Source organism: Roseobacter sp. SK209-2-6 (assembly GCF_000169455.1).
Lineage (GTDB): Bacteria > Pseudomonadota > Alphaproteobacteria > Rhodobacterales > Rhodobacteraceae > Pseudophaeobacter.
Window position 1 is genome coordinate 26909 of record NZ_AAYC01000007.1, and the last position, 12931, is coordinate 39839.

Consider the following 12931-nt stretch of genomic DNA (forward strand, 5'->3'; position numbering starts at 1 on the left):
CCCTGGAGTCAGTTTCATGATCTACACCACTAAAAGCCGCTTAATCCTAACAACTGCTGCAATATCACTGTCTGCTTGCGGTTCTAGCCTGGAAACTCCTTCTCAAACCGAAAACTCGGTCAGCAAGCGTGTAATTTCGGGCATTGAAGCACCGCAATACACAGACAGCGGTGTCTCTTCCGCAAGTGGAGAGCGATCCATGACAGTTTTTCTAACGGGATACAGCTATTGGGACAACACCCCTAGAGGTTCTGCACGGATCGCCCGTCCAGTGGTCCATCAGTCGGCCGGGGGCACAGGGACATACGAGGACCCAATCACCTTAGCCGTTGGGCATGTCAAAAGAGGCGGTCAAAGCACGATGGATTATCCAGCAGGAACGAGATTCTACGTCCAAAATCTACGTAAATATGCAATAGTGGAAGATCTCTGTGGCGACGGGGACAACCCGCAAGACGGTCCCTGCCACAGTGGGTACCAAGGATACGAATGGCTTGATATCTATGTAGGAGGCCGTTCAGTCGGTGAAAACCTCTCGAACGCATGTATGAATAGAATTACCGGCATACAGACGGTGATCCTAAACCCACAAAGAGGCTATTCGGTTTTGCCTGGCGAGATATCAACCAGCACCTGCCTAAACACCTGACGACAAGCCCCCTAGCCTGCCACACCGAGCTGGTGGGCTAGGGCCTGCAGAATTACTCCATTGGTGTTCAGATCAGAATATAACTCCGTTGTTCTTCCGGTTTTGACGAAAGTCGAAGACGAGAACCCATTTTCGGTCTTCGAGGTTTCTCGTACAAATCTCAGAAGCCTATCCGAGTATTCATGCTGCTGATAAGCACCCCACAAAAAAGCCGATTTCGTGCTAACAACTAAATAGTTTTCTCTGAAATCTGGGGTCCTATACTCTGGCTCCTTACCAACGGTATCTGTAGCCCAAGTTCGCGTCTCTGCATCAAGCTGAAGACCTTGATAGGTAAACCAAGGGCTGAGGTCTATCGGCCCCTCAGAAACGCAAATCAAGCGCCCTGTATCGTCAAACTCCTCAACCTGGGTCGAAAAAAGAACATCCGCAAGATAGGCACTTTCGCGAGACATTCCCATTTCCATTGCTTCAAGCAAGAGCGGTTCAGCTCCGATTGGTCCAATTTTCGCTACGGCTTCAAGCAGGGCAGTTTGATCATCAACTTCAGAAATTTCTTTGTAGACCTCATATGGAGAGCGGACATCCAACCCCCACCTACGGAACGCCAACGCCGAATAATGAGCGCTGTGGGAGACATAGGAAGAAGCCAGTCCTCCATTTATGACCGAATGGATCTTTCCTTCCAGGATGATATCCTGAAGACTCCACGATGCCACCATTTCCTCCAGCTGATCTTCAAATCCGCCAAAACGGCGCAGATTGTCCAATGATGATAAAAGGCGCCCCGCATCACTGCCGTCAAAGTTCTTGTTTCCCCATTTGTGGCGATCAGTTCGGATCCAGCCTTGCGGCAGGCGCCGATTTTGGGAGGTCCGCCCAACAATGTTTGGCAGGATTTTCCGGACAGAAATCTCAAAGCTCTTTTGATCAATCAGGCCGATCTGCGTTGCTGCGACAAGACCATTGATGTGGCTGCCGACGTCCCACATGGTCACTGTTTCGTGCAAGCGCCCGCCTGGCGCTGCATTCACCGTGGCAGGACACAGCCCTGTTTTCTTGTTGGTAAAACGGGTAAAGTATCGCCAGGCTACTCGCGCATCCTCGAGTAACCTATCTTTTTCTAAACTCTTCAAGGGCCGTCTAGGCAGCCTTAGTCCCGGTTGCGCTGCAGCGACCTTGCGTCTTCGAGACGAAATTGGGTCCTTCGGGATCCGAAACCGCACGAATTGATCAATAGGCAGAGAATAAGTGATCCCATCGTTCATCAACTGTGAAACCAGCCCAAGAAACGTATTGCGTACTGGTTGTGAGTGTAAAAAGGACGGAAGAATGGATATGATCAGGTCATCCATTCCCCCGACTGCCCGACGAAGCTGCACCATCGAATTTTCGGAGTGGATTTCCAGCTCGATTGCATTCAGTAGACCGTTGCGGTCAAAGCCAGTTTGCCGATCACTGACTGAGCGAAAAACGATCCCAACCCCAGGACCAAGTGGGCGTGTATTGCGGATAGCCTGATCCCGATCTGGCAAACCCTTAGGGATCTCGATGGGAATCACTTGGGGCCAGGTCAGACCCTGAGCTGCTTGAATTTGCGCCTTGTCGGAGGGGACCCAAATTCCCCGAAGCCTATCAAAAGGACCTCGGCCTGGATCATTCACTTCGGTGAATGCAACGCCCATCTTGGTAAGCGAAGCCCTGAGTTCGTTAAAGGATGCCCAAAGCGGGGCATCTTTATCCGGAGGCTGAACCAGAAGACAGCAAAAGTGTCGCCTAAACTCGTAATTGTTACGCAACTGCAAATCAGAGGCAGGCTCAAGGGATAAGATCCCCTCTAGCTCTGCCTCTGATAGTTCGGAACAAAACCTTTTTGCTGCAATTTCTATTTCATTGATGGGATACTTAGAGAACTCTTGTGCGGAAAGATAAAACACTCGTTGACTGCTCTTCGCATTCATAACTTTTGGCAAATGCGGAAAGGAACCAAGCGAGACCTTTTGTCCCCCGAGAAGCCGTACAGTCCCCGTGTGCCAAGTTTGTGATTGGACCAAGCTGTTTTCGTTCGGTTTCACCAGGATGTTTAGAATCCCAGAAGAACGCGCGCCAGTGGGAGCCGTCGGATTTTCGACCTCATCACAAATTACGGTCCGAACTGAATTGATGAGGTTTGATCCAATCAATCGTTGCAATGCTTGAGTAGCTTCAAAAGTAGCTCTCGCTTGGAAGTGTGGAGATAGCCTTGCCAGGTCGGGAAGATAGGGTGCAAGCTCTACATTGCTGCCCCCTATCAGATACCCTTTCATGAGCTGACTCAGTTTACTTCCGGAGCCAAGTTCTTTCTCTGCCTCGTCAAAAAGTCTGATGGCGCAGACAACTGGAATGTTCTGCTCTGTAAATGCATCCAAAGCCGCTATCAATTGGGGGAAAGAAGTTTCTTCACTGATATCTGACAAAACAATGATGCTTTGTTGAACCGACGAAATCGCCATAGATGGCCTTGCTCCCAAAGGAAGCAAGGCCAGGCTTGCCACTGCAGATTTCAACAGAGCTCTTCGATTCATAGGTTGTGTGTCGCCAATTGGTAGTCGCGTCCCTGCCGTTTGAGCGAGTTCCAAGTTGCCAAACGTCCAGTCAGAGCTCTCAAGATCGCTCTCATAACAGAGAAATACAGCAACGGACGGTAAAACACACGCTGCAATGGGAACAAAAGAAGAGACCAGTTACTTTCTTCACGGTCGGTTGAAATGGCGTAGAAGGCAATTAGGAACTCAAGTGCAGGGAGGGTAAGGTATGCCCATAACAACTTTGTTTGGTTTGGATCGAGAGATGAGCCAACATCCCCGGTCCAGCCACCGGAAAAATAAGAATAGATCACTATAGCAATGAATAGATCCGCAATGGGTGCGAGCAATGGGAAGAGGTAACCAAAGACCAGCATATCAGGAATAGAGACCAGCCCGATAGAGCGACCTTCTCGTATTGCCTCCTTGTGCTTCCATGCGCTCTGAAACATGCCCAGAGACCAACGAAGTCTTTGCTTCAAAAGCTGCCCGACCCGTTCAGGAGCCTCGGTGTAGCCGCGGGCAAGTTTCTCATAGACAACCTTGTATCCTGCCCGGTTGACCTGAATTGTTAGGTCAGTGTCTTCAGTCAAAGTTTCAGAACAATACAGACCGGCCTCTTCAAGTGCCTCGACACGCCAGGCGCCAATAGCACCAGGAACCACGAGAATGCCGTTGATCAAATCAAAGGCCTTACGATCGATGTTCTGCGACGTAGCATACTCATAAGCCTGCAAACGGGTCAGCAGATTGACTCGGTTTCCAACCATGATTTTACCAGCGACGGCTCCGACTTTTGGATCATCAAAGTGCTTAACCAGATGATCAATGGCGTCCTGCCTGATCTGCGTATCGGCATCGATACAAACAACATATTCTGCCTCTACCATCATGATAGCACGATTGAGTGCGCTCCACTTCCCCTGGTTCGGCTGTGATATGAGATGCACTTCGTTGCGCTCTTTGAATTTCAGAACTTCTGCAACGGTATTGTCCGTCGACCCATCGTCTACAACGAAAATCTCCAAATTTCCGTAGGTGCTGGCACGCACACTTTCGATACACTTAGCGATGACGTCCTGTTCATTATATGCGGGAATGATCACCGCAACTTTGGGGTCATTGTCAGTCTCGATCCTTTTGTATTTACGGTTGATCACGGCCATCAAAATGATTGCTATCGATCTGACTACGCCGATACTCAGAACGACCCAAAAAACAACAACAATCGCACTCTTGGCAGTTGCCGCGGCGGAGAAAGTAATCCTATCAAAAATTGGATAGGCACCTTCTCGTGTCGGCATCAGTGCATTTGGTGTAGTGCCCAAAAGATCAGCCAAAGTCGTGAACTCAAATCCTTTTGACTGCAACTCCTTGATGATCACCGGGAGAGCCTCAACTGAAGCACTTCGATCCTCACCACCATCATGCAAAAGGATTACATTCCCTGTCCCCTTCTCCGCTTGTTCAATGACATAGGACGCAATTTTCTCACTGCTCCAGCCTGCCCAATCCTTGGGAACAATATCCATACCCGAAATGATGTAACCGCGCTTCTGTGCTTCCATCAAAGAAGCGACGCGCGCTGCGCTGATGGGCCCACCGCTACGCAAGAAAGGTTCTCGGTACAGCAGAGAGCCCCGCCCTGAGACACCTGCAACGATTTTATCAAGGAGAGAAAACTCGAGTTCTAGCCGAGTGTCCGAAATCTGGTCCATTCTGGGGTGCGAGAAGCTATGTGCACCAATTTCGTGCCCCTCATCAACGATACGATTCAAAAGATCGGGAGCATTCATTACGCTCTGACCGAGTACAAAAAAGGAACCGGGCGTTTTGGTATCCCGCAAAATATCCAGAATCTGCTTAGTGTATTCTGGATGCGGCCCGTCATCAAAGGTTAAGACCAGTTTGGTCGCCTCTGGCTTACCATAGCGCTCAACAGTATAAGGCGAGGGTATGGTGCTATAAGATTGATCAATGAGTCGACCGCTCACAAGATCAAAGCTTGTTTGGCGAAACCCGACATCAGGTTCAGCTTCGACACGTAAGAACGCGCCTTCACCAGTATAGCTTACATAGTTCTGCAAATCGACCATCGACAGCCGTGCACTCAACGAGTCCTTATTTTCTAACTGACCAGCAAGCACCTTCCACAGTCCCGGGTCTTCTTGCCCTAGAGACCAGACTGCAACATTCTCTATTCCCAGCTTACGAAGCATAGCTAGCTGATTGTGCGCTGACGCGGCATCAAGCATCCAAATTTTGTGTAAAACCCCTTCAGAGTCAGTAAATCTGCTGAAACTGTTAGACGTATTTGGGCTGAAATGTACCTCTGCCTTGGCAAAGCTAATACGTTGCATTGCTTCTGAATAAGGCAGCTTCTTTGGCATCGCCGTCCCAGAAGTCCAGTCCACCGCGAAATTGCCAATAGCCACCACAAGTCTTTCAGTCCCGATCTCCTGTATCGATTGCCTCACTGTGTCTTCGAACCATTGATCAGACGCCAGAGGCATAGGAGCAGACCCAATCCAAGGGGTCTGGAACATTTTCACAACGACTTGGTCAAAGTTTTCGAGTAGTGCTGGTTGTTGAAACGCTTGTTCATGATTCAAAACGATACAAGAGAGCAGGCCACTTGTTCGAAACTGCCCCGTGATTTCACTCCAGAACGGGGCAATACGCTCCATATCGTTGAGCTTGAGGGTGTTGAAATCAAGGCAAGCACCCTGAGCTTTTATAGAAGCTAGCATTTCAATCAGTGAAGCAACCGTTGCCGCTTTACTGTTCTTTTCAACCAACAGCTCTAAAAACTGCTCCGAAGATCCTGAAGCATTCAACCTGACAGAAGGAAGCAGGCTGGTAGCTCTTTTTGTCTTGCTGGTATACTCGGTGATCGCACGGCGCGTATCATCACTCGCCAAGTTTACAGACAATTTACCTGTTTCGTACTCGAACGTGATCCACTCAGGAACTAGCACGCTCGGACGAGCACATTCATCCTCAAGCGAGAGATGTGCCCATTCATAAGAAATAGGAAGGTGAGCGAATAAGCTGGGGACAGATAGAGATTTGGCCATAGCCGAGAAAACCGGCTGCTCAAATGACTTGCAGTAAGCGGGAGTCTCACCAGCTGGTGCCTGGATTTGAACCAATTGGCTTGGAGAGGTCAGGTGCTTCTGTTCGAGCAGCGCCACACTTTTAACTTGATGTGCTGCATCCTGAGTGGAATCCATGGGGGAGAACGAAGACCAGATACCAAGCCCCTTTACAAAGAACCAAAGCCAAGTCGAAAGCCCAATCAAACAAAGTAGGAAGACACGACGAACTTGCTTTGAACGTCGCTGAACCTGGTCTTCAAAGACCTTAGGTGCAGACACCCTAGACGGCAGCAATTCACTATGAAACGTGTATCGTTTCATAGTGAGCTCTTTGCGAAGAGCGGAACCAGCTTGTTTCTGTTTACTTCAAGTGCAGAACAGGCACTTGAATTTCCAGTCGCTCGCGACACGAGCTCTCCTCACCCCGAGTGCATAAGGATCGTGTCTCATAAGAGACAAACCGTCCGAGCCTCCCCCACAGAAGTTCAAACGCAGATCAAGATGCTGCTACAATCAGCTCATTTTGACATTGCGCCAATTTCAGTCAAATTACTTGCGCAATTTAGTCTGATTTTAGGGTTTTTCTGAATTTGGAAGCCCCGACAGCGGGACAATCTCTACAAAAAGCTAACATTGTTTGCAAAAATCTAGCTGGCAGCTACCACGTCCGTTGCGACTCACCGAACTTCAGCAGCCATTGGAACATTCCAATTCGACGCTCTTTCTGGAAACAGTCTGTCTCTCTGAAACTACTTGACCCCGTTTCGGCCCCCTTTAAATATTCAAAGAGTTTAGTTCAATTTGGAGAAGTTTTATGCGGTCGCTCGGCACAGCACTAGTATTGGCAGGTTTTTCAGTGTTTGCTTCGACCGCTACAATGGCAGACCCACTTCCCAAAGGAGCCAAACCAGCCAGTATCTCGAAAATTTCAAAGGCATATACTGGGAAAACAGACCTTTGGAACAGCGGCTGCAATGGCGGAATTTATTTCTCTCCCGACGGTCAGGCGAGAGCTTGGTGCAAGGATAGTAGCAATAGTTTTGGAGCAGGAACTTGGAGCATCGATGTTCAAGGAAACTTGTGTCAAAATCTAAGCTGGTACTGGCCAAACGACGATCAGATAGGCAAAAGCCCCAGCGACAGCAACTGTATTGCCCACATCCAAGATCGCTGGGGGCAACTGTGGCGGAGTTGGCCTGGAAGTGATGATTGGTGGCCTGTTGATCAGTATTCTGGCCTTGTAAGAGGATACAAGTTCAAGGCAGAAGTGATGGCCACTCGCTCTCAACTTGGTTTTTGAGCCAATCAAGACGGCACCAGAAAAAACTCATTTTTGCACACTCCGACCTTTGGATCAGAAGTTAATCCTAGCACAAATGCTGAGTTTCCTGGCTGATCCTCCCCCACTGAAGTGATCCGCCCGTATAGTTAGGAAACGGAGGATCAGATATGGGAATCAAGCGACACAAGCCCGAAGAGATTGTCACGAAGTTACGGCAGGTTGAGGTGCTTTGCGGCCAAGGGATGCCGCGCGTAGACGCCATTCGACAGGTGCAGATTACAGAACAAACCTTCTATCGCTGGCGCAAGCAATATGGCGGTATGGGAACCGACCAACTGAAGGAACTAAAGCGACTTCAGAAGGAGAATGACCGGCTGCGTCGGGCAGTTTCTGATCTGACATTGGACAAGCTCATTCTGTCGGAAGCTGCACGGGGAAACTTCTGAGCCCCTCGCGCCGCCGTAACTGCATTGATCATGTGCGACGCCAGTTCCACGTCTCAGAGCGTCGCGCCTGCCGTGTTCTGGGACAGCACCGTTCCACACAGAGGCGGGTGCCTGTTGGACGTGCTGACGAAGACCGGTTGGTGTCTGACATGATCGAACTGACACGCCAATATGGTCGATACGGTTACCGTCGGATAGCGGCTCTTCTGAGAGACGCCGGCTGGCAAATCAACGACAAACGTGTTGAGCGCCTATGGCGGCGTGAGGGGCTGAAAGTTCCAATGAAACAACCGAAGAAAGGACGGCTCTGGCTGAACGACGGGTCGTGTGTTCGACTCCGGCCCGAATATCGTGACCATGTCTGGTCCTATGACTTCGTGCACCATCGAACGGATGACGGGAAAGCGTTCCGGACACTGAACATTCTGGATGAACACAGCCGGGAATGCCTGGCGATCCGGGTGAAGAGGCGCTTGAACTCGGCAGAAGTTATTGACGCGCTGACAGATCTTTTCATCCTGCGTGGCGTTCCTGCTTTCATCAGATCAGATAATGGCCCAGAGTTCATTGCTCAGGCCGTTCGAGATTGGATCGCAGCGGTCGGTGCCCAAACGGCCTACATTGAACCAGGATCACCTTGGGAGAACGGATGCTGTGAAAGCTTCAACGCGCGCTTCAGAGACGAGCTGCTGAATGGAGAGGTATTTTACAGCCTGCGTGAAGCCCAGATCCTGATTGAACAATGGAGAAATCACTACAACACAAAACGGCCGCATAGTGCTCTGGGCTATCGCCCACCGGCTCCGGAAGCCATCGTTCCGGTGGAAACCAGGCCGATCATGCACTAACACTCACACTGGACCACTTCGATGGGGCTGATCAGATACGGCGACCCAGACATCAATCTGTTAATGGAAAACCAAGCATTCAGCGCGACACCGGGTTCCGTTAATCCTCACTATTTTTTGACTTCCACTGAGATGCCGGGCGATCTTCGGAGCTCGTTACGCAAGAACCGAAACTTGAAAACTTTGACATACGACAAAGTCGATGATGATCACTCCGGCCTCAAGACTGCGATCCAGAATCTGCTTGATCAAGTGGAAGACGCCAGGGCCGACTTAAGGGAAAACGGAAATTGGTAGGCAATCCAGAACATTTGTTGACTCCTTTGGGCTGTCCCGGAAGTTTTGCAAAGGGCGCTTTCTGCGCAAAGAGGACATTTGGTGATTACCTAGGCGCTCCTTCAGCGAAATGACACTAATTTCGTCGTACAGTCAGACAGCCACAACCGCACAAGGATCCGCAGCTGTACTTTTCCCCACTTTGCGCAACCGCGAACCCTAAAACTGCGTTTAAGCGCCTTTTAAAGATCTCGCTACGCTGTGGTTTTAAACACTTGGGGTCGTCAAAGTTGGAGTTTGCCAAAGCACGGCCTCGAAAGTAGAGGTGGATGGGACGAGTGAATTGTGCCTTTCACCCGTCCCATCTGCGCGAAAAACGGTAAGAACGACCGTCAGCATTATCCTTACAGTTGGGAAAATGGAGATTGAGTGAAAATCTGCAGCAACCTGAAGAGACTCGCAAACAGCAAAAACGAGTTGCTGCAACGGGAAGTGTCCCACACTGAAACGCGAAGTGTCCCGCTACACCCGCTACAGCTACATACATTCTTGCAGCATAGATTTGCAGTGGCGCATGTTGCTCTTGCGTCTGGCATTGCGTATTAAATAAACAACTGTTCAATTCACACCGCTCCAGGGAGGACACGACGTGGATTTCGCTTTGACCGAGGAACAAACCGCGATTTTTGATATGGCGCATGCCTTTGGCCAGGAAAACATCGCCCCCTTTGCCCGCCAGTGGGAAGCCGACGGCACCATTCCCAAAGAGCTCTGGCCCCGCATTGGTGAACTCGGATTTGGTGGTCTTTATGTCAGCGAAGAGACCGGCGGCTCCGCGCTTTCGCGTCTGGATGCCACGCTGGTATTTGAAGCGCTTTCCATGTCCTGCCCTTCGGTCGCCGCGTTTTTGTCGATCCACAATATGTGCGCCAAGATGCTGGACACCTTTGCCAGCGACGAGATGAAATCGCGCATCATGCCGGAGGTTCTCTCTCTTAATACAGTGCTCAGCTATTGCTTGACCGAACCTGGTTCCGGTTCCGATGCGGCGGCCCTGAAAACCCGCGCTGAAAAAACCAACGAGGGCTATACCCTGAACGGCAATAAGGCCTTTATTTCTGGTGGCGGTTATTCCGATGCCTATGTTTGCATGGTGCGTACAGGTGAGGATGGCCCCAAGGGGATCTCAACGGTCTATGTCGAGGATGGCACCCCTGGCCTGTCCTTTGGCGGGCAAGAGATCAAAATGGGCTGGAAAAGCCAGCCAACTTCGCAGGTGCAATTTGATGATTGCAAAATCCCAGCAAATAACCTGGTTGGCGAAGAGGGCAAGGGTTTTAGATACGCCATGATGGGACTTGATGGCGGGCGCCTCAATATCGCGTCCTGCTCTCTGGGGGCAGCGCAAGCTGGCCTTGATATGACCCTGCAATATATGTCCGAGCGCAAAGCTTTTGGCAAAAGCATCGATCAATTCCAGGGGTTGCAGTTCCGCCTGGCAGACATGGAGATCGAATTGCAGGCTGCCCGTGTCTTCCTGCGCCAAGCGGCTTGGAAGTTGGACAAGGGCGCGCCGGACGCCAGCAAGCACTGTGCGATGGCCAAGAAATTCGTCACCGAAGCGGGCTCCAAGATTGTTGACCAATGTCTGCAGCTGCATGGTGGTTATGGCTATCTGGCCGACTACGGGATTGAAAAACTGGTCCGCGACCTGCGTGTGCACCAGATACTGGAAGGCACCAATGAGATCATGCGGGTCATCGTGGCCCGTCATCTCTTGGCGGAGAACCACTGATCCCGTTAAACACCGTCAAGACCTTCCACAAAGAGGCCAAGATGAGCGATATTGATATTCGCATAGCCGGGCACGCCGGACGCATAACCTTTACCCGCGAAAAGGCATTGAACGCGCTGTCTTATGACATGTGCATGGCGATCGATGCAGCTATAAAAGCCTGGGCCGATGACGACCGGGTCAAACTGGTGGTTATCGATGCTGCCGGCGAGCGCGCCTTTTGCGCAGGCGGTGATATTGCCGAGCTCTATGAGACAGGTACCAAGGGCGATTACTCCTATGGACAGCGCTTCTGGCGGGATGAGTACCGGCTGAACGCCCGGATATTTGAATACCCAAAGCCGGTTGTCAGCTTTATGCAAGGCTTCACCATGGGTGGCGGCGTTGGCATCGGCTGTCACGGCACCCATCGCGTTGTTGGGGCAAGCAGCCAAATCGCCATGCCTGAGACCGGTATTGGCCTGGTGCCTGACGTGGGTGGCAGCCTCATGCTAGCCTTGGCGCCGGGTCGCCTAGGGGAATACCTGGGCTGTACCGCGGGCAGAATGAAAGCAGCTGACGCCATCTATGCGGGGTTTGCGGATTTCTTCATTCCAGAAGAAAACTGGCCTGCATTGATTGCAACGCTCGAGGAGAGTGGAAGTCCGGAAATCCTGAAGGAAGCCGCCTCCCCGGCCGATGGTGGCACGCTGGAGGCCATGCAGTCCGACATTGATCGCTGCTTTTCTGGTGAAGCTTTGGGTGATATCCTGACGGTCCTCAAAGGGGACGGAAGCGATTTTGCGAAACAAGCGCTGAAACCGCTAGCGCGCAATTCCGCTCTGGCCATGGGATGCTTTATTGAGATGCTCCACCGGCTTCGCGTTGAAACGCTGAGCATCCGCAAAGCTTTGGATCATGAGTATCGCTTCACCTTCCGGGCAATGGAACATGGCGATTTTCTCGAAGGGATCCGGGCCCAGATCATTGACAAAGACCGCCAACCCAAGTGGCTCTTTCCGGATGGCAACGTGCCGACATCTGCGGTCAGCAAAATGCTGATGCCATTGGGCGCGGATGCGCTGACTTTTGAGGAGGACTAAAGCATGAAGATCGGATTTATTGGCCTTGGCAACATGGGCGGACCCATGGCGGCCAACCTGGCAAAAGCCGGCCATGAGGTAACTGGCTTTGACATGGCGGATGTCTCAATTGAAGGCGTTTCAATGGCCACTTCAGGCGCGCACGCAGCCACAGGCGCGGACGTCGTGATCACCATGCTGCCCAATGGAGCTATCCTGCGCGCCGTTGCCAAGGAAGTCCTCCCGGCGATGAGCGCTGGCGCGGCTCTGGTTGATTGCTCCACCGTGGATGTGGATTCTGCCCGTGCGGTCGCCGCTGAAGCTGCGGAGGCCAGCCTCTTGTTTGTTGACGCCCCCGTCTCTGGCGGAATTGGCGGCGCGGCTGGCGGCACCCTGACCTTTATGGCCGGTGGCACAGAGGATGCCTTTGCCAAGGCCCTTCCTCTCTTTGACATCATGGGACAAAAGGCCGTGCATTGCGGCGCAGCTGGGGCCGGTCAAGCCGCGAAGATCTGCAACAACATGATCCTTGGTGTCACCATGATCGGAACCTGCGAAGCCTTTGCCCTCGCCGACAAACTGGGCCTTGATCGCCAAAAGATGTTCGATGTGGTTTCAACCTCCTCTGGCTATTCCTGGACCATGAACGCATATTGCCCCGCCCCTGGCGTGGGCCCCTCTTCGCCAGCCGACAATGACTATAAGCCTGGGTTCGCGGCTGAACTGATGCTGAAAGACCTGCGCCTGAGCCAGCAAGCGGCAGAAAGTGCTGATGCGGATACCCCTATGGGTGAGCTTGCCCAAGCGCTTTACGCACGTTTTGTCGAAGAGGAAGATGGTTTGGGCATGGATTTCTCTGCCATGTTGCCTCGCTTTGAGAAACGCTCGCGCGACTAACCTCTCTCGAAGTTA

Annotated in this window: 7 protein-coding genes; 5 read left to right on the forward strand and 2 right to left on the reverse strand. The window is 51.6% G+C overall.

The window, feature by feature from the left end; genetic code table 11:
- Positions 1 to 660: 660 nt before the first annotated feature.
- Both RSK20926_RS11830 and RSK20926_RS11835 read right to left on the reverse strand, forming a co-directional pair.
- Positions 661 to 3195, reverse strand: a complete 2535-nt coding sequence (locus RSK20926_RS11830; RefSeq protein WP_232281887.1) for a DUF3131 domain-containing protein — start codon at positions 3193 to 3195, stop codon at positions 661 to 663.
- A gap of 14 nt (positions 3196 to 3209) precedes the next feature.
- Positions 3210 to 6632, reverse strand: a complete 3423-nt coding sequence (locus RSK20926_RS11835) for a glycosyltransferase (RefSeq protein WP_037254924.1) — start codon at positions 6630 to 6632, stop codon at positions 3210 to 3212.
- Positions 6633 to 7125: 493 nt separating this feature from the next.
- On the opposite strand from RSK20926_RS11835, the gene RSK20926_RS22500 reads away from it, so the two are divergent.
- The 5 genes from RSK20926_RS22500 to mmsB all read left to right on the forward strand — a co-directional run bounded on the left by RSK20926_RS22500 (position 7126) and on the right by mmsB (position 12916).
- Positions 7126 to 7611: a DUF995 domain-containing protein gene (locus tag RSK20926_RS22500; protein ID WP_198136578.1), complete on the forward strand. Its 486-nt coding sequence runs from the start codon at positions 7126 to 7128 to the stop codon at positions 7609 to 7611.
- Between the two features lie 149 nt (positions 7612 to 7760).
- A protein-coding gene (locus tag RSK20926_RS11845; protein ID WP_085979705.1) for an IS3-like element ISRosp5 family transposase occupies positions 7761 to 8887 on the forward strand; the annotation gives its coding sequence in 2 pieces (ribosomal slippage) (positions 7761 to 8025 and positions 8025 to 8887; 1128 coding nt in all).
- Between the two features lie 925 nt (positions 8888 to 9812).
- On the forward strand, positions 9813 to 10958 hold the full coding sequence (locus tag RSK20926_RS11855) for an acyl-CoA dehydrogenase family protein (RefSeq protein WP_008206976.1): 1146 nt from the start codon (positions 9813 to 9815) through the stop codon (positions 10956 to 10958).
- A 41-nt stretch (positions 10959 to 10999) separates the two neighbouring features.
- Complete coding sequence (locus tag RSK20926_RS11860) at positions 11000 to 12040, forward strand: enoyl-CoA hydratase/isomerase family protein (RefSeq protein ID WP_008206977.1); 1041 nt, start codon at positions 11000 to 11002, stop codon at positions 12038 to 12040.
- A 3-nt stretch (positions 12041 to 12043) separates the two neighbouring features.
- Entirely contained in the window at positions 12044 to 12916 is an 873-nt protein-coding gene (mmsB, locus tag RSK20926_RS11865) for a 3-hydroxyisobutyrate dehydrogenase (RefSeq protein WP_008206978.1), read from the forward strand.
- The last annotated feature ends 15 nt before the right edge of the window (positions 12917 to 12931 follow it).

Bases quoted from the DNA above. Each gene is read 5' to 3' on its own strand.
- RSK20926_RS11835 (WP_037254924.1), bottom strand. From the start codon at position 6,632: ATGAAACGATACACGTTTCATAGTGAATTGCTGCCGTCTAGGGTGTCT.
- RSK20926_RS22500 (WP_198136578.1), top strand. From the start codon at position 7,126: ATGCGGTCGCTCGGCACAGCACTAGTATTGGCAGGTTTTTCAGTGTTT.
- RSK20926_RS11860 (WP_008206977.1), top strand. From the start codon at position 11,000: ATGAGCGATATTGATATTCGCATAGCCGGGCACGCCGGACGCATAACC.
- mmsB (WP_008206978.1), top strand. From the start codon at position 12,044: ATGAAGATCGGATTTATTGGCCTTGGCAACATGGGCGGACCCATGGCG.